At 38.2% G+C, this 21,476-nt stretch carries 19 protein-coding genes; 15 read left to right on the forward strand and 4 right to left on the reverse strand.

What is annotated here, in order from left to right; all coding sequences use genetic code 11:
- Window positions 1-85: 85 nt before the first annotated feature.
- The 7 genes from MMB68_RS10925 to MMB68_RS10955 all read left to right on the forward strand — a co-directional run bounded on the left by MMB68_RS10925 (window position 86) and on the right by MMB68_RS10955 (window position 10,346).
- Window positions 86-1,369 carry an ATP-binding protein gene (locus tag MMB68_RS10925; protein WP_269871268.1) on the forward strand — a complete coding sequence of 428 codons (1,284 nt, stop codon included), beginning with the start codon at window positions 86-88 and terminating at the stop codon, window positions 1,367-1,369.
- A 104-nt stretch (window positions 1,370-1,473) separates the two neighbouring features.
- Complete coding sequence (locus MMB68_RS10930; RefSeq protein WP_013082877.1) at window positions 1,474-1,842, forward strand: hypothetical protein; 369 nt, start codon at window positions 1,474-1,476, stop codon at window positions 1,840-1,842.
- A gap of 253 nt (window positions 1,843-2,095) precedes the next feature.
- On the forward strand, window positions 2,096-3,490 hold the full coding sequence (locus MMB68_RS10935) for an L-cystine transporter (protein ID WP_269871267.1): 1,395 nt from the start codon (window positions 2,096-2,098) through the stop codon (window positions 3,488-3,490).
- 79 nt (window positions 3,491-3,569) lie between these two features.
- Window positions 3,570-6,551 (forward strand): type I pullulanase, encoded by a 2,982-nt coding sequence (gene pulA, locus MMB68_RS10940; protein ID WP_277447891.1) that lies wholly within the window; start codon window positions 3,570-3,572, stop codon window positions 6,549-6,551.
- 128 nt (window positions 6,552-6,679) lie between these two features.
- Window positions 6,680-8,173 carry an aldehyde dehydrogenase family protein gene (locus MMB68_RS10945; protein WP_013082880.1) on the forward strand — a complete coding sequence of 498 codons (1,494 nt, stop codon included), beginning with the start codon at window positions 6,680-6,682 and terminating at the stop codon, window positions 8,171-8,173.
- A gap of 107 nt (window positions 8,174-8,280) precedes the next feature.
- Complete coding sequence (locus tag MMB68_RS10950) at window positions 8,281-9,567, forward strand: cytochrome P450 (protein ID WP_277448056.1); 1,287 nt, start codon at window positions 8,281-8,283, stop codon at window positions 9,565-9,567.
- Window positions 9,568-9,686: 119 nt separating this feature from the next.
- Window positions 9,687-10,346, forward strand: a complete 660-nt coding sequence (locus tag MMB68_RS10955; protein ID WP_277447890.1) for a serine/threonine-protein kinase — start codon at window positions 9,687-9,689, stop codon at window positions 10,344-10,346.
- A 13-nt stretch (window positions 10,347-10,359) separates the two neighbouring features.
- Here MMB68_RS10955 and MMB68_RS10960 read toward each other — a convergent pair whose 3' ends face one another.
- Complete coding sequence (locus tag MMB68_RS10960; protein WP_014460422.1) at window positions 10,360-10,638, reverse strand: hypothetical protein; 279 nt, start codon at window positions 10,636-10,638, stop codon at window positions 10,360-10,362.
- Window positions 10,639-10,778: 140 nt separating this feature from the next.
- Here MMB68_RS10960 and MMB68_RS10965 point away from each other — a divergent pair, with 140 nt between their 5' ends.
- The 3 genes from MMB68_RS10965 (at window position 10,779) to MMB68_RS10975 (ending at window position 12,672) form a co-directional block, all read left to right on the forward strand.
- A complete protein-coding gene (locus MMB68_RS10965; RefSeq protein WP_014460421.1) occupies window positions 10,779-10,922 on the forward strand; it encodes a hypothetical protein in 144 nt (47 codons plus the stop codon).
- Between the two features lie 129 nt (window positions 10,923-11,051).
- Entirely contained in the window at window positions 11,052-11,846 is a 795-nt protein-coding gene (motA, locus tag MMB68_RS10970) for a flagellar motor stator protein MotA (RefSeq protein ID WP_013056745.1), read from the forward strand.
- Window positions 11,839-12,672: a flagellar motor protein MotB gene (locus MMB68_RS10975; protein WP_221782797.1), complete on the forward strand. Its 834-nt coding sequence runs from the start codon at window positions 11,839-11,841 to the stop codon at window positions 12,670-12,672. Before motA ends, MMB68_RS10975 begins: the two co-directional genes overlap by 8 nt.
- A 35-nt stretch (window positions 12,673-12,707) precedes the next feature.
- Here MMB68_RS10975 and MMB68_RS10980 read toward each other — a convergent pair whose 3' ends face one another.
- Window positions 12,708-13,040 (reverse strand): hypothetical protein, encoded by a 333-nt coding sequence (locus MMB68_RS10980; protein ID WP_013056747.1) that lies wholly within the window; start codon window positions 13,038-13,040, stop codon window positions 12,708-12,710.
- Window positions 13,041-13,239: 199 nt separating this feature from the next.
- On the opposite strand from MMB68_RS10980, the gene MMB68_RS10985 reads away from it, so the two are divergent.
- Window positions 13,240-14,193 carry an NAD(P)/FAD-dependent oxidoreductase gene (locus MMB68_RS10985; RefSeq protein ID WP_221782798.1) on the forward strand — a complete coding sequence of 318 codons (954 nt, stop codon included), beginning with the start codon at window positions 13,240-13,242 and terminating at the stop codon, window positions 14,191-14,193.
- Between the two features lie 19 nt (window positions 14,194-14,212).
- Window positions 14,213-14,908 (forward strand): YqjF family protein, encoded by a 696-nt coding sequence (locus tag MMB68_RS10990; protein WP_221782800.1) that lies wholly within the window; start codon window positions 14,213-14,215, stop codon window positions 14,906-14,908.
- 3 nt (window positions 14,909-14,911) lie between these two features.
- Here MMB68_RS10990 and msrA read toward each other — a convergent pair whose 3' ends face one another.
- Window positions 14,912-15,817 carry a peptide-methionine (S)-S-oxide reductase MsrA gene (gene msrA, locus MMB68_RS10995; protein ID WP_221782802.1) on the reverse strand — a complete coding sequence of 302 codons (906 nt, stop codon included), beginning with the start codon at window positions 15,815-15,817 and terminating at the stop codon, window positions 14,912-14,914.
- A 325-nt stretch (window positions 15,818-16,142) separates the two neighbouring features.
- On the opposite strand from msrA, the gene nhaC reads away from it, so the two are divergent.
- Entirely contained in the window at window positions 16,143-17,549 is a 1,407-nt protein-coding gene (gene nhaC / locus MMB68_RS11000) for a Na+/H+ antiporter NhaC (protein WP_221782804.1), read from the forward strand.
- A gap of 179 nt (window positions 17,550-17,728) precedes the next feature.
- Here nhaC and MMB68_RS11005 read toward each other — a convergent pair whose 3' ends face one another.
- On the reverse strand, window positions 17,729-18,382 hold the full coding sequence (locus MMB68_RS11005; protein ID WP_221782806.1) for a GntR family transcriptional regulator: 654 nt from the start codon (window positions 18,380-18,382) through the stop codon (window positions 17,729-17,731).
- Between the two features lie 363 nt (window positions 18,383-18,745).
- Between MMB68_RS11005 and MMB68_RS11010 the strand changes: the two genes are divergently transcribed.
- Window positions 18,746-20,158, forward strand: a complete 1,413-nt coding sequence (locus MMB68_RS11010) for an amino acid permease (protein ID WP_025752074.1) — start codon at window positions 18,746-18,748, stop codon at window positions 20,156-20,158.
- 296 nt (window positions 20,159-20,454) lie between these two features.
- Entirely contained in the window at window positions 20,455-21,456 is a 1,002-nt protein-coding gene (locus MMB68_RS11015) for an acyltransferase family protein (protein WP_209369018.1), read from the forward strand.
- Window positions 21,457-21,476 lie beyond the last annotated feature (20 nt).

Raw genomic sequence — 21,476 nt, forward strand, 5'->3', positions numbered from 1 at the left:
AGTTTAAAAGTAAGAAGAATATTCAGAACTTAATTGATGAGACATAGAGAGTATTCACGTAAAAAACAAAGGCTGGTGGGAAATATTGATAAAAAATAGGGAGGGTGTACGAAAAGCAGCGGCGGTAGCGGGTCTTCTGCTTGTAGGGGTGTACATCGTCTTTCAAACAATGGCATTTTTTAAAGGAGCATATGCTCTTAGCAGTTTGATAAAAGATAGTTTACTAGTGGGCGTAACGGCTGGCACGTTTTATTTACTTCATAAGCGTTCGGTTCATACCCAGGTGTCTGATGAACAGTATCAGCTTGCTACATTAATAAATTCAATGCCAGATTTTATTTGTTTTAAAGATGGAGCTGGCAAATGGGTGGCGGTGAATGATTTTGGAAGAGAACTTTATCATTTAAAGGGTATTGATTACAGGGGTAAAACCGATGCAGAACTTGGTGAGCTTGTGCCTTTCTTTCAAGCCGCTTTCTTACACTGTATTTCATCGGATGAAGAAGCTTGGAGAAAAAAGGAAAAGGTACGCACGGAAGAAGCATTTGAAATACCAAACGGCGAGGTCAAAACATTTGATGTTATTAAAGTACCTGTGTTTTTTGATGATGGCTCGAGAAAAGCTCTTATCACGATTGGACGAGATATAACTCAGCAAAAGCTTGCAGAAGCGCTTCTGATAAAAAAGGAAAAGCTTTCTGTAGTAGGCGAATTAGCTGCTGGAATTGCTCATGAAATTAGAAATCCGCTTACGAGTATTAAAGGGTTTGTTCAGCTCATGAAAGAAACAGACCGATCCGCGGTAGGGTATGCTAACATCATGCTTGATGAGCTGGAACGAATTAATGGTATTGTCAGTGAAATGCTCCTTTTGTCAAAACCTGAAAGTGAACATTTTCGCGTGTTTTCTCTTACAGAAGCGGTTAAGTATGTAATGAGTTTAACTTCCCATGAAGCTTTATTGAAAAACATTGACTTCTTATACGATGAACAAACAAACAACGCTAGTGTGTATGGAAATAAAAATCACCTTATTCAAGTATTACTTAATGTTTTTAAAAACGCAATTGAAGCCATGAATAGGCCTGGAAATATTTATATTACAATCAAAACAGCGCAGGATAACCATATTTTTATAGAAGTTAGAGATGAAGGAGTAGGAATTTCTAAAGACCGTCTAGAACATATAGGAGAACCGTTTTTTACTTTAAAAGAAAAAGGAATGGGGCTTGGATTAACAATCAGCTCCAAAATTATTCATGATCATCACGGTACCCTGCAGATTGAGAGTGAGCAGAACAAAGGGACGATTGTTAAAATTCGACTGCCTCTGTATGTCAAAGATACGGCGGTTTTTGCAAGCAAATGAAATGTTGTAAACGAAAAGTAATGAAAACGTCATCCATTTCTTATTGCTAAACGCAGCCGTACATGATGTAATAAAAGAAACGAACATGTCAGGAAGGTAGCAAAATGAGACGTGCAGATCAAAAAATTATATTACCGTATACACCGGAAAATTTAAGAATGCTATTGCTTCAAGTATGTGACGGAGAAAATCCGTTTTCCCATCAGGACCTTACGTATTGGTGTGATAAATATACTCTCCATTATTATGAATATGAAGCGGATGAAACGCAGTGGATGAATGATATGCAGCAGACAGATAATAGGCAAGATCTAGCTAAATCCTATGCTATTGCTAAAGATATTGGCTGGCAGTGGTACTTTTATATGGCTAGAGGAACGACGCTATCTGATATTCAATATGTCGAGCTTCACGAACTAGAATTACCCAGACATTTGTTTGTAAAATGGCTAAATGAATTATATGAAATGTAATCCTATACATGAATTGTAGTACATCCGGTCTGATGAAAGAAAGGCCATCTCTGGTAACGGAGCAAAAGACCACTGAAGTACATACAAGCGTAAAATAGAAAGCTAAGGAAAATCCTTAGCTTTTTTGTTTTGTCAAAATTATTCAAAAAAACTGTCTTCAGGAAAAAATATAAAACCTAGTTGACTTATTGGTATTGTTATATTATAAGTAATAGAGACATAATTTATGGAAAAAATTACAGGGGGAACATCTATGAATAACTTATTAGTCATCCTAAACATCCTCATTATGCTTGCATTGCTTGCGGGGCTGTTTATGATGCAGAAAAAACATGTATCATTTTCAAAGCGTGTGTTTACAGCGCTTGGACTAGGGATTATTTTTGGCTTTGCTCTTCAGTGGGTGTATGGTCCGACTCATGAAGTAACGATGACGACCGCCGATTGGTTTAGCATTGTAGGAAGCGGATATGTTAAGTTTCTTCAAATGATTGTTATGCCGCTTGTATTTGTATCGATTGTAGCGGCATTCACTCGCTTAAAATTGACGAGCAATATTGGAAAGATTAGTAGTTTAATTATTGGGATTTTGCTTGTTACAACAGCGATAGCAGCTGCAATTGGTATTTTTACAACAACGAGCTTTAATTTAGAATCTGTTCAAATCACAAAAGGGGAAGCGGAACTTCAGCGCGGAGAGGACTTAGAAAACAATTTATCTAGTTTAGAAGCAAAAACAATCCCGCAGCAAGTAGTAGAATTATTACCTGCTAACCCGTTTCTTGATTTAACAGGCGCACGCTCAACTTCCACGATTGGCGTTGTCATCTTTGCGGCATTTGTTGGAATTGCGTATTTAGGCGTGAAGCGTAAAAAGCCGGAGGAAGCGGCGTTATTTTCAAAAATTATTGATACGTTTTATGCAATTGTCATGCGTGTAGTGACGCTAATTCTTCGGTTAACTCCTTATGGGGTACTTGCGATTATGACCAAAACAGTAGCAACGAGTGATATTGATGCAATTGTTAAACTTGGAAAATTTGTTGTAGCATCATATGTCGCATTGGCAGCTATGTTTATTGTTCACTTAGTTATTCTAACAATCATCGGTGTAAATCCGATCACATATGTTAAGAAAGTATTTCCTGTATTGGCTTTTGCCTTTACTTCCCGTACAAGTGCTGGAGCATTACCTTTGAATGTTAACACACAAACAAGACAGTTAGGGGTTCCAGAAGGAATTGCGAATTTCGCAGGTTCATTTGGTCTTACAATTGGTCAAAACGGATGCGCTGGAATATATCCAGCTATGTTAGCCGTTATGATTGCACCAACGGTAGGTATTGATCCCTTAACGCCTTCATTTATTTTCACGTTGATTGCCATTGTAGCAATTAGTTCGTTTGGCGTAGCAGGCGTTGGCGGAGGAGCGACATTTGCGGCTTTACTTGTATTATCTTCTATGAATTTGCCCGTAGCGCTAGCAGGCTTATTAATTTCAGTAGAGCCATTGATTGATATGGGGCGTACGGCGCTTAATGTAAGTGGAAGCATGACAGCCGGAGTCGTCACTAGTAAATTAACAAAAGAGCTAGATACAAACGTATACAACGATCAAACCATCTCACCTGAAACAGCAGAAGTGTAAAAGAGATACGTCATCCATAGTTAACATTGTTAACTATGGATTTTTTTTCTTTATCCACATAAAATAGGAAAAAATACTTATGATAACGCTTTCAAAAAAGGTTATAGTGAAAAATGTGTACGTACTTTATTTTACGGGAGGGTTTTCATTGAAACGTAGTTGGACTAGATATGCAATGGTACTGACGGCTTTACTCTTACTAGTAAGCTCTTTTTTTAGCCCGTTTATGCAATCGTTTGCATCTGCAGCAGACGCAACAAAAATCAAGATTCACTATCAGCCTGCTCCAAATGATACAAAGGAATGGGGATTATGGGTTTTTCCTGAAGGAGGAGAAGGAAAGCCTTACGCATTTACGGGGGAAGATCAATTTGGAAAAGTAGCGGAAGTTGAATTACCCGGTGCTTATGACAAAGTAGGTTTTATTGTTCGAACAGAGTCGTGGGAAAAAGATGGAGGAGACCGCTTCGTTTCAGTGGAGAACGGTGAAGGAGAAGTATGGGTGAAAAGTGGAGATGAACATACATATACGTCTCCTCCTGACGGTGAATACCGAGATTTACCGAAGTTTGATAAAGTAAACGTTACCTTAAATTATCATCGGTACGACGGAGATTACAGCGGGTGGAACATTTGGACATGGCCAGGTGATGAAAAAGAAGGCAAGCAAATCGAATTTACGGAAGACACGAATTTTGGGAAGAGAGCGACTTACGCCATTAACAGTGGAAGTGGTAATTTATTTGACAAAATTGGTTTTATTGTACGCCATTCTACTAGTGACAGCGATTGGGAAAATAAAGACGGAGGAGACCGTTTTATTACCAAGGTTGGTAAAGATGGGAATGTAGAAGTATGGATTGTTCAAGGACAAAATCGAATTTATTATGATAGAGCAGGAGTAGATATCACTCGGAAAATCACGAAAGCGACTATGGATACATTTAATCAAATCACCTTAGAAACAAACGTGCCGTTTGACTCTTCTAAGAGTTTAGGAGACATTGAAATTGACGGAGCTCAAATTGAGAAAGTGATACCTTATAAAGAGGGAGAAGACGCTGCTACTACTAAAGTTAAAATCATAACAAAACAGCCTTTGGACGTTACAAAAACGTATAAAGTTAAGCAAAAAGGCTACGGATCAGCTGATGTAGTTAATGGAAATGTCGTTCGCACGAAAGAATTTGACGAAAAGTATGCATATAGCGGAAACGATTTAGGAAACACGTATTCTAAGAAACAAACAAATTTTCGCGTATGGGCTCCAACCGCAAGTGCAGCCAAGCTAGTGACTTATTCGTCATGGAACTCCAAAGCTGTAAAAGAAATTTCTATGACCAAAAGTGAAAAAGGAACGTGGAAAGCGCAGGTAAAAGGAAATCAAGATGAACTAATTTATACGTACAAAGTAAAAATTGGGAACAGCTGGAGCGAAGCGGTTGATCCATATGTACGAGCAACAACGGTGAATGGAGATCGCGGAGCTGTCGTAGATTTGGCTAAGACAAATCCGAGAAAGTGGAGTGCAAATAAGCCGAAATTTAAAAATCCAGAAGATGCGATTATCTATGAACTGCACGTACGAGATTTATCGTCTCAAAAAGAGAGCGGTATCAAAAATAAAGGAAAATATTTAGGTGTAGCGGAGTGGAATACGAAAGGACCAAATGGAGTAAAAACAGGACTCAGTCATATTAAAGATTTAGGTGTGACGCACGTTCAGTTCCTGCCTATTTACGATTATCGTACGGTGGATGAAACGAAATTAAACGAGCCGCAGTTTAATTGGGGATATGATCCAAAAAATTACAACGTCCCAGAAGGTTCATATTCAACAAACCCATATAATCCTAAGACGAGAATTATTGAGCTTAAACAAATGATTCAAACGCTTCATGACAAGCAGCTTCGTATGGTAATGGACGTGGTTTATAATCATGTGTATGCAGTAAGTGAGCATAGCTTTGATAAACTAGTTCCAGGCTACTACTTCCGTTATAAAGAAGATGGAACTTTATCCAACGGAACAGGTGTTGGAAACGACACGGCGTCTGAACGGAAGATGGTTCGGAAGTTTATTGTAGATTCTGTTGCGTATTGGGCAAAAGAGTACCACATTGATGGGTTTCGATTTGATTTAATGGGGATTCACGATACAAAGACAATGAATGAAGTGAGAAAGAAGTTAGATGAAATTGACCCTTCCATTATCGTCTTAGGAGAGGGCTGGGATCTAGGAACCGAGCTTGATGCTAAGCTAAAAGCTAATCAGAAAAACGCTCAGGATATGAAGCGCATCGCTCACTTCAATGATGGTATGCGAGATGGTCTTAAAGGCAGCGTGTTTTTTGATCGTGAAAACGGATTTGTTAATGGAAAACAGGGTCAAGAAAAGCTCATACAGCAAAGTATAGCAGCTGGAATAGATTATGATCGTTCAACTGCCACATATGAAGATCCAGATCAAGTTGTGACGTATGTAGAAGCACACGATAACCATACGTTATGGGATAAGCTTCAGCTGACGAACCCTGCTGACACCGAGCAAACGAGAAAGCAGATGCATAAGCTTGCTTCTTCTATTATTTTAACATCTCAAGGAATGAACTTTATACATGCAGGTCAAGAGTTTATGAGAACAAAAGGCGGAGATCATAATAGCTATCAGTCACCCGATTCTGTCAATCAGCTAGATTGGAAGCGCCGAGCAGCTTTCAGCCAAGAAGTAGACTACATGAAGGGACTTATTGCGCTTCGAAAGCAATATTCCTCATTTAGAATGACGAGTGCACAGGCTATTCATCAAAATTTACGCTTTGTTGATGCACCAGCAAACGTAGTAGGTTATACGTTAAATGCTAAAGCCAATAAAGATAAAGCAAACGAAATAATGGTGATTCATAATGCAAATAAACAAGCTCAAACGGTTCATCTGCCTTCTAACAGAACGTGGAGATTACTTGTTGACGGCGAGCAGGCAGGAACAAAAACGCTCCGTACGGTGAAAGGAAATACAGTAAACGTTTCGCCTCTTTCGACATTTGTACTAGTAAGATAAGTTTTAGATAGCTAGAATGAATGTAGAAAAATTCAGAATATTGTATGTAAAATTGTTGATTTTACTAGATAACATGGTAAAATATTCATTGTTAGCGTTTTCAAAATTCGTGGGGAGGTATGTATTTGATGCAAAATCTTGGAGCGAAAAAAGTTGAAATGAGTCCGAAAGTAGTGGAGTTTTTAAAAGGAGTTAAACAGCTATACATTAACGGCGAGTGGGTAGACTCTGTTTCAGGAAAAACGTTTGAAACAGTAAATCCAGCAACGGGTGAAAAGTTGGCAGATGTAGCTGAAGCAAATCCAGAGGATATTGATCGTGCCGTCAGAGCGGCTAGAGAAGCCTTTGATCATGGACCTTGGACAAAGATGTCAGCGGCTGAAAGAAGTCGACTTATTTATAAATTAGCTGATTTAATGGAAACACATCAATTGGAACTTGCGCAGCTTGAAACGCTTGATAACGGAAAACCAATTCGTGAAACATCAAATGCAGACATTCCATTAGCAATCGAACATTTCCGCTACTTTGCTGGGTGGTCAACTAAAATGGTTGGACAAACTATTCCTGTGCAAGGAGCGTATTTTAACTATACAAGGTATGAACCAGTAGGAGTTGTTGGCCAAATTATTCCGTGGAACTTCCCGCTTTTAATGGCCGCTTGGAAGCTCGGAGCCGCTTTGGCAACTGGATGTACAATTGTGCTCAAGCCAGCAGAGCAAACGCCGCTTTCTGCACTTTACTTGGCTCGACTAGCCGATGAAGCAGGGTTCCCAAAAGGGGTGCTAAACATTGTGCCAGGCTACGGGAAAACAGCAGGTGAACCGCTCGTTCATCATGATCTTGTCGATAAAATTGCTTTTACAGGATCTACTGCTGTCGGAAAAGCCATTATGAAGCAAGCTAGCGACTCCTTAAAGCGTGTGACGTTAGAGCTTGGAGGTAAATCACCAAACATTATCCTGCCGGATGCAGACTTAACAAAAGCAGTTCCTGGTGCGCTTTCAGGTATTATGTTTAATCAAGGACAAGTATGTTGTGCTGGAAGTCGTCTGTATGTCCAAAAAAGCTTATATGATAATGTCGTAGCTGATTTAGTTTCTCAAACGAAATCTATTAAACAAGGAAATGGACTAGCAGATGAGACAACAATGGGTCCGCTTGTATCTGCGCAGCAGCAAAAACGAGTGAAAACCTATATTGATAAAGGAATTGAAGAAGGAGCGGAAGTACTTGCAGGAGGAAACATTCCATTTGATCAAGGCTATTTCGTAGAACCGACTATCTTTGCAGATGTCGATCATTCAATGACGATTGCTCGTGAAGAAATCTTCGGTCCGGTTGTAGCTGCTATGCCGTTTGACGATCTTGATGATTTGATTGCCAAAGCAAATGATACAGCATATGGTCTAGCAGCGGGCGTCTGGACACAAGATTTAAAGAAAGCACACTATATTGCTCATGGTATTAAAGCAGGTACAGTTTGGGTGAACTGTTACAACGTATTTGATGCAGCAAGCCCGTTTGGAGGGTATAAACAGTCGGGAATTGGTCGTGAAATGGGAAGCTATGCGCTTGATAACTACACTGAAGTGAAAAGCGTATGGATCAATATGGAATAATAAGTAAGAATTTTTGTGAAAATCAATAGCATATCTTTATGTGAAAAAGAGTAGTCTTTAGTGGACTACTCTTTTATTTGTTTAAGTCCCGCATTTTTAGAAAAGGAGTGATAACATTGCCGGTTATACAGGGCCCCTCGTCGTATAAGCTTACCGGTCACCTGCAAAAGTTTAGAGAGAACCCCCTGGGTTTTTTGGAAAACTTGACTCAGTATGGAGAAATTGCAACATTTAGAGTTGCGCACAAACGCTTTTATGTAACGAGAGACCCTCAACTTATTAAAGATGTAGTCATTACAAACAGCAAGGCGTTTCAAAAAATTAAATTAACGCATATGTTTAAAACGCTGCTAGGCGAAGAAATGTTATGGACAGATGAAGCATTATATATGAGCCCCATTCAACCCTCACAACTAAAACAACATCTAACTTATAATAAGGAAGCAATCGCAAAAATAATTGAAAAGCATACGGAAACGTGGGAAGAAGGGCAGCTTCGAACGATAGTAAAAGACATAAGACAGATAGTCGTAGCTGTACTCCTTCAACTTGTATTTGGCATTTCGATTGAGGATAAAGATAAAATTCACTATGTTCAAGCGCTTATGAGAAAGAAAGAAAAGTTAGGCAAAATTTATATTCGTCTGCCTTTGCACCAGCCTGACTCAGATGAGCAGCTAGAACAACTCCTTTTTGAACGCGTTCAAATGCGTGTTCAAAACAAAACCGAAGGAAATGATTTACTGCAGTATATATTGAATTCTTGCGGAGAAGACAGCGATGAAAGAGAAATATACGAACAGCTAAATTCTATATTCCTTTCGATGTATGAAATGATTACGCACGTATGCAGCTGGTCTATTTATTTACTGTCTCAAAATACTAGGGAGCACCTTCAGCTGCATAAAGAAATTCAGGCCTATGCTAGCGGCGAATCGCTTTCAACCAAAAATCTGACCTATATGCGCAAAATAATTGCTGAAAGCATGAGGTTATATCCGCCTCTTTGGTTATTTGGGCGTCAAGCACGTGAAGATATACAAATAGATGGTTACAGTATTAAAAAAGGGGAGATTATGTTAATTAGCCCTTATATGATGCATCGCCATGAAGATTATTTTTTAGAGCCAACCGAATTTTTACCCGACCGTTTTGAAAAAGGAGGGTCCATTGATGTCCCAAGTTATATGTATATGCCGCTTGGAATTGAGCATCAAGCGGAAAGGGGCATGGACTATATCACTGAAATAGTAACCATTTTTCTGTCGGAAATGTCAAAACGCTTTTTAATTCAGCTGACTAAGTCCGAATCTATTGCTCCGATGGCGGGCGTAATGCTGAATATGAAAGAAGAACTGAATGTGAATGTTCACAAAGTTCACACGCAGTCTTGAATGAACGGGAATACTTTCCCTCTTTATATCAGGCTGTCAATTTATTGACACATCCTGCATTGAGATTTATCATAGGGTAATATTTGATAGAGATTACTGAAGGATTTTTAGAGGGGACTATGGATAAAACAATTGAACAGTTGGTGTCGCTAGTTGAAACATCATTACTAACGCAAGTTACGATTCAAAGTGAAAGTGACTATGATCCAGTTGAAGTTACGAACAAAACAAAAGAGTGGGTACTAATCGGTAAAGGAAACTATGCCGGTGTGTTTACGCACGAAAATTATCCTGAATTTGTCGTGAAAGTATACGGAAGAGAAATTTATGGTGTAAAAAAAGAAGCGCAAGTGTATAGAAAGCTGGGCGTTCACCCAGCTTATTCTCAACTTTTTCACGAGGGAAAGACATACTTGATTTTAAAAAGGCTTACAGGCGTTACACTGTATGATGCCGTCCAGAGGGGCATAAAGATTCCAGAACAAGTCATAAAAGACGTGAACAAAGCTTTGGACTATGCAAGAAGCCAGGGTTTAAACCCGTATGATGTGCATGGTAAAAATGTCATGATAAAAGATGGAAGAGGGTATGTGGTGGATATTTCTGACTTTTATAAGGAGGGTATTGATAAAAAATGGACAGACCTTGTAAAAGCTTATTACACCTTTTATCCGTTTATTGATAAGTACCATATCCGCTTGCCATACCCGCTGTTAAACGTTATTAGAAAAGCATATCGTCTATATCGTAGAATCAAATCAAAAAGGAGTTTCCGCTAAAGGGAACTCCTTTTTAAGATGAAATACAGCGCAATACATGCTGCTGCTCAAAAGTTGGTTTTAATTTGAATAGAATGGTTTGTAGTATCTCAGATTGATAGACAAATTTTAGCGTATGTTTAAGGGAAAGAGGATGTAAGAAAGAACGTATTCTTTTTTCAGCATAACGTATCACCTGTTCTTCATAAAATAAAGTACGTGCGGAGATTTTAGCGTGAATGTCTTTTGTTAATTCGATTGTAAATTGGATAATCATTAAATCAGTGTCTTTACAGTATTTTTCTAGTAGCATAATATCACCTCCATTTTGTCAACTCATTTACATAATCTTAATATAAAATTTACAAATGTCAATAAAACACGGAAAAATAAATGGTAAGACTGTTCTTTTTATATGTTGAATAAACAAGAACGTTACAGAGGTGAGTAAAGTTGAACATTAACGTCGGATTTGCAATTTTAGCTGATATTGATAATAAGATGACGGCTGCTATTTATGTGGAAAATCAAATTGTAGCGATTATAGCTGGACCTTCAGATATTCTGTATGAAAAGTTGAAAAAAGTGTTTTTATAATAGAGAAAAGCTTTAATTGTAAATATGATTCATAAAAAGCTTAAAAATTTTATGAAATAGTCGAAATAAAAGATGAGGATAAAATACACAAAAAGAAAGAACAGGAAGTTAAGAATAGGAGAATTACGTATGGATAAAACATCTTTTATTGGACTGATTTTAGGAATAGCCTCTCTTATTGTAGGCATGTTTTTCAAAGGGGTTAATCCATCTGTGTTGGGAAATCCGGCTGCTATTTTAATTATTATTGTCGGAACCGTCGGAGCAGTAGTGATTGCATTTCCTTCAAATGAAATCAAAAGAGTCCCAAAACTGTTTGGTGTCCTGTTTAAAGAACAAAAAATGCTGCAGCCCGTTGATTTAGTATCCATGTTTTCTGAATGGGGACAAGTTGTTCGAAAAGAAGGGTTACTATCACTTGAAGCCCAAATTATTGATGTAGATGACCCTTTCTTAAAAAATGGTTTGAATTTAGCTATTGATGGTCAAAGTGCGGATTATATACGAGACGTGTTGTCTGAAGAAATTGATGCTATGGAAGAAAGACATCAAACAGGTGCAAGTATTTTCGCTTTAGCAGGTACATATGCTCCAACTCTCGGTGTACTTGGAGCTGTTATAGGGTTAATTGCTGCGCTTGGGAACATGGAAGATACAGATACGCTAGGACATGCGATCAGCGCGGCGTTTGTTGCTACGCTTCTTGGTATTTTTACTGGGTATGTACTATGGCATCCGTTTGCAAATAAACTAAAGCGTAAATCGAAACATGAAGTAAAGGTAAAGTATATGATGATCGAAGGAGTGCTTTCACTCCTAGAAGGAGAAACACCAAAAGTAATTGAGCAAAAGCTGGCTTCTTATTTGCCAACAGCGGAACGTAAAAAGCTTCTTCAAGAAAGTGAAGTGGGCATAAATGAGTAGACGCAGAAAACGAAAGCATGAAGAGGACCATGTTGACGAAAGCTGGCTGCTTCCTTACTCAGATTTGCTTACACTTTTACTTGCTTTATTCATTGTATTGTTTGCAATGAGCTCAGTGGATGCGCAAAAATTTAAGAACCTTTCTCGCGCATTTAATGAAGCGTTCGTTGGAGGAACGGGCGTGATGGAATTTCAATCTCTGGAGGAATCTGAAGAAGCGGTTCAGCCTTCAAATACCCCTGCAGCTAAAAGTACGGAAAAAACAAATGAAGTGGAGACAGCTCCTAATCAGTCTCCTGCTTCTTCACAATCGTTAACGAGCGAACAAAAGGAGCAAACCATTCGAGAAGCTGATCAAGAAGAGCTTCAGCAAATTCAATCTAAAATTAATGCGTATATTCAAAAGAAAAACCTAACAAATCAATTACAGACTGCGCTAACTGATGACGGTCTCTTAATTTCCATTCGAGATAATGTATTGTTTGATTCGGGAAGAGCGCAAGTTCGAAGTGAAGATACAAAAATCGCCAATGATATTTCAGAACTTTTGGTGATTGATCCTCCTCGTAATATTATTATTAGCGGTCATACTGATAACGTACCCATTCGCAACGCTGGTTTTGAATCCAACTGGGAGTTAAGCGTGATGAGAGCAGTTAACTTTATGAAAGTTATCTTAAAAAACGATAAGCTTAATCCAAGCATGTTCAGTGCAAAAGGATTTGGAGAGTTCAAACCGGTGACATCTAACAATACAGCAGAGGGGCAAGCGAAAAATAGAAGGGTTGAAATATTGATTACTCCTCGTACAATCAAACAGCCGTAAAAGCAGTCCTGCTTTTACGGCTGTTTTTCTATGTGTTATAAAGCTAAGAGTCTTCTCTTTTCAAAGTTTCCTCGTACTAACTTGAGATCCATTCCATCTAAAATCAAGTCAATGAGAGCGCCTTTAAAGACATCCGCTGTTTTTTTCTTATCATTGGACTGCAAATATTGCACCCGATACCACTTGTCTTCAACTTGAAAGTACATAAAACGTCCATGCGTAAAGTCAATCCAAAACTTTGTAGGTTGTCCATTGAGGTTTTTATAAACATATCCCCAGCTTCGGCCTTGGTGAGCGTCCTTCATTTTAGGGCGAGCTGTATTAAATACTTCGTAATATACTTTGTGCTTAATATCATAGAGCATCATATGACAGTCCTCCTATCTATAGACGTGCTAGCAGGTAAAGATATATTTGTATACAACAAGTATACTCAGCTGAAAGGAATCGTAGACTATTTTTTTGAGACAAGCAGAAACGCAGTTAAATGAAAAAGACAGTTTAAATTAGCTGAATCATTCCGCTTTTTTTATACTGTAAGTAAATGCGTTAAATAAGGAGGAAAAAATGAGACGAGTAGGAATAGTAGGTGCTGGAATGGCGGGCCTTACAGCAGCGGCTGAATTACAAAAAGAGGGAATAGAGGTCTTTCTTCTTGATAAGGGTAAAAGTGTAGGGGGACGAATGGCTACCCGAAGAGTAGGAGATGGAAAAGCAGATCACGGAGCTCAATTTTTTACAGTGAGATCCGATGAATTTCAACAAGACGTAAATAAATGGATAGCTGATAGAAAGGTTAAGAAGTGGTTTGGTGACCATCACCCTCGGTATCAAAGTATGAATGGGATGAATGCGCTAGCTAAATATTTAGCTGAAGATCTACGTGTATACGTGAATCGAAAAGTTCAAGCCATTGATTTTCAAAACGGAAGGTATCAGCTGTATACGGAAGAAAATGAGATTTTTGAAGCGACTGATATCATTCTTACACCTCCGTCTCCTCAGGTTATTGAGGTACTTAATAATAGTAAGCTGCAAGCGGACCAATCTATTCTTAAAACACTGAAATTTAGCCCCTGCTTGGTTGCTATCGTGGAGCTTTACACAGAGATGCTGTATAGTGATCATGGTCAAATCACGAATCCATCTAGCACAATCCAAAGAATCGTTAATCATGAGCAAAAAGGAATATCAAAGACGCCCGTTCTTAGCATATATATGAATAAAGACTGGTCAGAAAAACATTTTGATGAGCATGAACATGAGTTGCTGCGGGCGATAAAAAATGAAATAAAAGAATGGATAGGTGCAAATCATATTAAAAGCATTCAGTTAAAGAAATGGCGCTATGCAGAGGTTGAACAAGTTCTTCATCAGCCCTTTGCTAAAATTATGCCGTCGCTACTGGTGGCAGGAGATGCTTTTTTAAGAAAGGAAGACGAGACGAATCACTCACGGTTAGAGAGCGCATATTTGTCAGGCAAATCGGCAGCCGCTGAATTAATGGGAAAGAACATCTAGAAAAAGGAGGGATTAAGAAGTGAAAAATAATTGGATAATGAAACAAACGTGGAAAGATTTACTGTTTATTCATTGGCCTGTAAATCCGGCATTTTTGTCTTCTTTATTGCCTAGTCAGTTAGAGCCTGACACCTATGATGGTCAAGGATGGATTGCACTTGTGCCTTTTACGATGACAGACATTCGATTTAAAGGAACGCCCGCAGTTCCCATCTTTTCACGGCTATATGAGCTGAATGTGCGTACATATGTTACATATAAAGGGGAAAAAGGCGTTTATTTTTTTAGTTTAGACGCAAGCAATCCACTAGGAGTATGGATTGCTCGTCAGTTTTTTCACTTGCCTTATTACCACGCTGCTATGACATTCAACAAAACTCAGAACCATATTTCTTTTCAGTCAGTTCGAACGCACAGAGACTCAAAAAAAGAGCGAGTAAAGCTTACATATAGAGGTATTTCTCCGTCCTGTCGCAGTAGAAAAGGAGAATTAGCTCATTGGCTTACAGAGCGCTACTGCTTATTTACCACTCATCAAGGAAATGTCTACAGAGGAGACCTTTATCATGATCCTTGGGAGCTGCAAAAAGGGGAGTGTGAAATAAGAGATGATTCTATTACTCAGCCTTTTTTGCGTCCGGCGGACAATCGCGATTTAATTGTGCACTATGCGAATCAAGTCACGGCTTATTTTTATCCTTTTAAAAAAGTATAAGTATCAAAACAAAATTAAAAAGTCTTCATACCCTTCTTCTTTAAGCTTCTCTTTTGGAATGAAGCGCAAAGCCGCGGAATTTACTTGATAGTATTCGCTGTTTTCTTCTGTGAAAAGTAAACCCAGATAGTTATCTCCTTCTTTGCTTTTTAGTGCTGTTTCACGCTGCATCGGAACTTTTTTTATATTTCCGTATAAGATAGGGCGTTTGAAAACCGGCCACCCTGTATGGGAAGGGAGTTGATCTGACGTTTTAAACAGTGCTTCTCCAGTTAGAAGGTCAACGTAAATTCCTTGTTTTTTGTTATTCCAATATAAATTTGTAAAAGGGGGTTCGGTTCCGTTTTCCTGCGTAACAAAATATTGCATAGGCGTTAGGATCTTTTTAAGGTAAGAGCGGTCCTTGGGCCAATGCTGCGTCAGAAAATCAGTTCGCCCCGAGCCTTCTTTGTATAATTTATAGTGAAATGCATTTTTTCGATAATAATCCTGCTGCTGCTCTTCTGCTTCGTAAAAAGAAGAAAAAGGTAAAATAGGTGTGACGATAGGGTTCTTAAAACGTCCGCTTTGGGCGAGCTTTCTTTTAGAATCAAGAGCCGCTTCTTTTTGTTTTTCGTTATGATAAAAAATAATGGCTCGATACGACGGTCCGCGGTCTGAAAACTGTCCGGCGGAATCCGTAGGGTCAATTTGCTGCCAATACAGGTTAAGCAGTTCTTCAAACGTAATATGAGAAGGATCCCATACAATTTGTACTGCTTCTACGTATTCGCTTTCCTGTTTAGCTTCAGAAGTGATTTGTTCATCTTTAGCGTAGCCCGAGCGAATACTGCTGATTCCTAGAAGCTGATCAAAAGGAGCGACCATGCACCAAAAGCATCCTCCCGCAAATGTTGCATATTCTTTCACGTTACTTACCTCTTTTCATTGAATGAAATAAAAAATATATTTATGTATTAGAATGTATAAATAACCAGAAAGCGCTTTATAACTAGTCTTGTAAGAAAGCACGCTCTTGTGGTATTATGACCACTGGATAAAAGAAAAATGGCTTATTGTTTACACGAGTATCCTTATTTTATGTTCTTAAAAAGATGCAGTTTATTGTTTAAGCATTCAAAGAAGTACATACGTTCAAGCAGTAAGAGGAACAATTAAAGAATAGAATAAGGACGTTTTACTCTTAAACGATACCACATTCCAGAATCTACATACCAGTTTAGGAGGAGCTAGTTTGAACACAACCCGTTTACCATCTATGTGGGAAATAATGATTGTGCTTGCTTTATTTTTAGCAGTTGTTATTTCATTTGCAACTGTTTTTGATTTACCTATTCAGCTCGCTTTATTTATTTCATGGTTTATTGTTATGGCGCTAGGAGTACGACTTGGGTATACGTATAATCACCTGCAAGGGGCCATTACAAGAGGAATATCAAACGGTTTAGAAGCTATTTTAATTTTATTAGCCGTCGGTACGTTAATTGGAACATGGATTGCTGGAGGAGTTGTTCCTTCTCTTATTTATTTCGGATTAGAGTTTATTAATCCAACATTCTTTTTACTTGCTACACTTATCATTTGCTCTATTACTTCGATTTCAACAGGAACATCTTGGGGAACGGTTGGTACAGCCGGAATCGCGATGATGGGAATCGGACAAGGCTTAGGTATGCCGCTTCCTTTAGTAGCTGGAGCTGTGATTTCAGGAGCTTATTTTGGAGACAAGCTTTCTCCTCTTTCTGACAGTACCATTTTATCTGCGTCAATGGCTCGAGTGAATGTTATTGATCACGTAAAAGCAATGTTAGTGTTGGATATTCCTGCTTACCTCATTACGGCAGTACTATTTACGGTAACAGGGTTTATGTATGGAGGAAAAGATTTTGATGCTGGACGGGTAGAAGGATTAAAATCTTCGCTGTTGGATACATTCCATATCAGCGGGTGGATGCTGATTCCGGCTTTGGCTGTCATTGTCCTTTTAGCATTAAAGAAACCTTCTCTTCCAGCAATTGCGATTGGCTCATTATTAGGAATTATATGGGCAGTTGTCTTTCAACATATGGATGTGGCGAGCGCATTTAATACGGCTTATGAAGGATTTAAAATTAATACCGACAACACATTTTTAAGTGAGCTGTTAAATCGTGGCGGAATTTTAAGCATGGTCGGTTCCATTATTGTCATTATTTTTGGACTAGGCTTTGGCGGGTTATTAGATGAGCTCGGAGTCTTAGAAGTCCTGCTATCTAAATTCGAAAAAATTCTTGTCAATTCAGGAAACGTTACGGCTTCTACTATTTTCGTTGGGTTATTAGGGAATATATTTGGTTGTGCAATGTATGTTTCATTAATTTTAACACCGAAAATTATGGAGAAAAGTTATGACAAGTTAAAAATACAGCGTCTAGTGCTTGCCCGTAACTCAGAAGTAGGGGGAACCTTAACTTCAGGGATGGTTCCGTGGACGGACAACGGTGTATTTCTAGCTACAACGCTTGGGATTTCTACATTCGCTTATCTGCCGTTTATGTGGCTAAGCTTTGTCTCTATTATTTTGGCGATTATTTACGGATATACGGGAAAATTCATTTGGTACGTAACCAAAGAAAAACAGCGTTCTTCTATAGCAAAATAAAAGAGGCTGAGACAACAGTATGTTAGTTGAAAGAAGATCCGAACGATGAATTGAGATTCTTGATGGAGAATCAACTTCGTTCGGATTTTTTTATTGGTATGATAAACGCAGGTTTCATGTATTTCGTTGCTTCTAGCTGTTGATTGGATTGATTTAGTTATGTCTTAATCTCTTTTTGATCAAATCATTTCTGGATATTCGATTTTCCAGTGGACATTTTGAAGGTAAAGCTGAACATCCGCCTTTTTTTTCTGCTTCAGAAGTTTCAGAATATGGCGGTGATGTTCATTCATCACATGTAAAATGGCGTATAGCTCTTTATTGTCATTGCTAAAGTACGTTTGTCTGATGAATCCGTCTTGTAAAGATATAAGCTGTTCTTTTAAGGTCACATTACCGCATCGGTTCAAATATACTCGATGAAAATACGTTTGATATTTTTGATAATCCTGATAATTTTCTAATTCAATTGAAACATCGATTTTTTTAATAAGCTCATCCATCTTCGTAAAATCTTCTTCAGTTAAGTGATCAATCGACAGGGCAGCTGCAAGACCATCTAAAGCACCGACGATTTCAAATACTTCTAGTTTTTTTGGTGTATCAATTTCCTTTACAGTAAACCCTCTGCGCGGTCTGTATTCTAATAGGTTGTCTGAAGCCAATTTAATAAGCGCTTCTCTCACAGGCGTTCGGCTGACATTCAGCTGAGAACAAATACTGGCTTCATTTATTTTGTCGTTAGGCAGCAGTGTACCGTCTTGAATTTGACTTGCTATGTAGTTATATACATGATCTTTTAATGAATGATAAATCATAGGCCCCTTGTTCATTGTTTCCCCCCAAAATAAATATCGCATCAGCCGTTCTTTCTCTTCATGTTATGGTGATGAAAAAGTATAAAAATAGCGTGAAAGAACGTACAGGTGTAAAAGTAATCATATCATATCACTTCATTTAATCTTAGTTAGAATATAAAAAATAGAATTATTGAAATATTTTTTACTATTCATTGTTGTAAAAAATCTGAAAAATGATATAATCGTAAAAAGATTTAAGAAGTGTATATTGTATACAATATACAAAATTCGTACATATCGAAGAAATAGAGCCTACTCCTGCAGAGAAAAGACTATAGAGAATATGTAAAAAAACCAAGTTTTTGGATGGGTTTACTATAAAAAAGGAGGTACATAATGGGTGAGAATACAACATCTATGAATCAGTTACAAAGAAAAATGAAAAGCCGTCATTTATTTATGATTTCTCTTGGCGGTGTTATCGGTACGGGGTTGTTTCTTAATTCAGGCTACACAATTAATGCAGCAGGTCCTGGAGGAACACTCCTTGCTTATTTAATCGGTGGATTAATTATGTATTTAGTCATGATATGTCTAGGGGAACTAAGCGTAGCAATGCCTGTGTCAGGATCATTTCAAGTATACGCTACAAAGTTTATCGGGCCGGGAACTGGTTTTGCGGTTGGCTGGCTTTACTGGCTGACTTGGGTAGTATCTGTCGGGTCAGAGTTTACAGCGTCTGGATTGCTTATGCAAAGATGGTTTCCTGACGTTTCGGTTTGGATATGGAGCGCGCTGTTTGCTCTTTTATTATTTGGTTTAAATGCAACATCTGTACGTTTTTTCGGCGAAACAGAATTTTGGTTCTCAAGTATTAAAGTATTAACGATTATTGTATTTATTATTTTAGGCGCAGCAGCGATGTTTGGATTCATTCCTCTTAGCGGTCATGAAAAAGCGCCGATGCTTTCTCATTTTACAGGAGAGGGCGGTTTATTTCCAAATGGACTTATGCCTGTATTAATTACGATGGTTTCTGTTAGCTTTGCTTTTTCGGGAACAGAATTAATTGGTATTACAGCGGGGGAAACAGAGGATCCGGAAAAGAACATACCTCGCGCAATTAAAAATATCATTTGGCGTACGTTCTTCTTTTTTATTGGCGCCATGTTTGTACTATCTGGGTTGATTTCATGGAAACAAGCAGGAGTATTAGAAAGTCCTTTTGTGACGGTATTCGATCAAATAGGTATTCCTTACGCAGCAGATATCATGAACTTGGTTATTTTAACAGCTTTATTATCAAACGCTAATGCAGGACTATACGCATGTTCGAGAATGCTATGGTCATTATCTGATCAAAAAATGGTCAGCACTTGGTTAGGGAAAGTAACGTCTAAAGGAGTTCCATTTAATTCGTTGCTTATCAGCATGGGAGTGGCATGCCTGTCCTTGCTGTCAAGCGTAGTTGCACCAACAACTGTTTACTTAGTATTAGTTTCTATTTCTGGATTTGCGGTTGTAGCTGTATGGATGGCTATTGCGGCTTCTCACTTTATGTTCAGAAGACGCTATATTAAAGAAGGGAATGATGTATCGAAGCTTGTTTACAAAGCTCCTTTATATCCTATTGTACCTATTTTAGCGTTTGTTTTATGCTTTGCTGCTTGTGTAGGACTGGCTTTTGATGAGAGTCAGCGTATCGCATTATACTGCGGTATCCCCTTTGTCCTTTTTTGTTACTTGTTTTATTATTTGAAAAATAAAAAAGGAAATAGAAAAAACGAAAGTCAGCCTATAGCAAAATAAAAAGCAGAAGACCTAGGTCTTCTGCTTTTTTTGCATACAAAAACACCCTATCCATCCGTACTGGTTAAGTGTCCCGCAACAAGCGAAATTGAATTGGATAGGGTGCGTATCTATATAGTAGAGAAAGAGGAGCCATTTGTCAAACTTATTTAGCCGCGCCTTGTTTAAAAATAGAAGTAAGCAAGGTTTTCACTGTTTTTTCATTTTCACTATGTATAGTAAGGAATGTAAAGAAAAGATATTCGCAGCAGCACGTCGTACAGATCCGTAGAACGCGAAAGAAAGGAGGAGATCAAATGGCTAAGCGGGATGCGTATTTTGATAACGTAAAATTTATCTTAATTGTATTAGTAGTGTTTGGCCATTTGTTAACTCCCTTCATCAATGATAAACAGTGGCTACGAACGCTCTACATATTTATTTACACCTTTCATATGCCAGCGTTTATTTTAATAAGCGGCTATTTTGCAAAGGGATATCGAAAAAAAGGATATATGTGGAAGGTGGCGAAGAAAGTATTACTTCCTTATATTATTTTTCAGCTTATCTATGCGGTATACGACTATAAACTGTATGATGAATCCACATTCGAAGTTTCAGTGTTTCAGCCGGCTTGGTCGCTATGGTTTTTATTGAGTTTATTTTGTTGGAACGCCATGTTGTTCATTTTTACAAAAATCAAATATCCATTAGCCGTTGCGGCAGTTTTAGGAATTATGATTGGCTTATGTGAACCGCTGGAAACAACGTTAAGCCTTTCTAGAACCTTTGTGTTCTTTCCCTTCTTCTTAGCAGGATTTTATATGAAAAAAGAACATTTTAAAAAGTTGACGTCTGTTTCTTGCAAAAAAGTAGCTGGAGGCACTTTGCTGATTATTGCTCTATGGATCCAGTATATAGCACCGGACTTTGAGAAAGAGTGGTTATTTGGTTCAAAATCTTATGCCTCTTTAGGTGTAAATCAATTAGAGGGAATGACCATTCGTATGCTATTTTATAGCATCAGCTTAGCAATGACGATTTCCTTTCTAGCTTTGATCCCTACACAAACGATGTCTTTTACATCTCGAGGTGCTCAAACCTTTTATGTATATCTGCTACATGGGTTTCTGATTAAATATATCCGCCTATCTTCTTTTGGAGATTGGATAGAAAGTGTACAAGGATACAGTATTCTTCTAATTGGAGCTTGTGGAGTGGCGTGGTTGTTGTCGAGTAAATACGTATCTACTATTGCAAGACCTTTAATTGAGCTTAAACCGTTACCAAGGCGCAAAAGTTTAAGTTTAGGTAAGTAATGAGAAATGGAAAAGGAGTT

Source organism: Priestia sp. Y58, from assembly GCF_029522095.1.
GTDB lineage: Bacteria > Bacillota > Bacilli > Bacillales > Bacillaceae_H > Priestia > Priestia megaterium_E.

Excerpts from the sequence above, each read along its gene's own strand:
- MMB68_RS10930 (WP_013082877.1), top strand. The coding sequence starts at position 1,474 with ATGAGACGTGCAGATCAAAAAATTATATTACCGTATACACCGGAAAAT.
- MMB68_RS10935 (WP_269871267.1), top strand. The coding sequence starts at position 2,096 with ATGAATAACTTATTAGTCATCCTAAACATCCTCATTATGCTTGCATTG.
- pulA (WP_277447891.1), top strand. The coding sequence starts at position 3,570 with ATGATAACGCTTTCAAAAAAGGTTATAGTGAAAAATGTGTACGTACTT.
- MMB68_RS10945 (WP_013082880.1), top strand. The coding sequence starts at position 6,680 with ATGCAAAATCTTGGAGCGAAAAAAGTTGAAATGAGTCCGAAAGTAGTG.
- MMB68_RS10955 (WP_277447890.1), top strand. The coding sequence starts at position 9,687 with ATGGATAAAACAATTGAACAGTTGGTGTCGCTAGTTGAAACATCATTA.
- MMB68_RS10960 (WP_014460422.1), bottom strand. The coding sequence starts at position 10,638 with ATGCTACTAGAAAAATACTGTAAAGACACTGATTTAATGATTATCCAA.
- motA (WP_013056745.1), top strand. The coding sequence starts at position 11,052 with ATGGATAAAACATCTTTTATTGGACTGATTTTAGGAATAGCCTCTCTT.
- MMB68_RS10975 (WP_221782797.1), top strand. The coding sequence starts at position 11,839 with ATGAGTAGACGCAGAAAACGAAAGCATGAAGAGGACCATGTTGACGAA.
- MMB68_RS10980 (WP_013056747.1), bottom strand. The coding sequence starts at position 13,040 with ATGATGCTCTATGATATTAAGCACAAAGTATATTACGAAGTATTTAAT.
- MMB68_RS10985 (WP_221782798.1), top strand. The coding sequence starts at position 13,240 with ATGAGACGAGTAGGAATAGTAGGTGCTGGAATGGCGGGCCTTACAGCA.
- MMB68_RS11005 (WP_221782806.1), bottom strand. The coding sequence starts at position 18,382 with ATGAACAAGGGGCCTATGATTTATCATTCATTAAAAGATCATGTATAT.
- MMB68_RS11010 (WP_025752074.1), top strand. The coding sequence starts at position 18,746 with ATGGGTGAGAATACAACATCTATGAATCAGTTACAAAGAAAAATGAAA.
- MMB68_RS11015 (WP_209369018.1), top strand. The coding sequence starts at position 20,455 with ATGGCTAAGCGGGATGCGTATTTTGATAACGTAAAATTTATCTTAATT.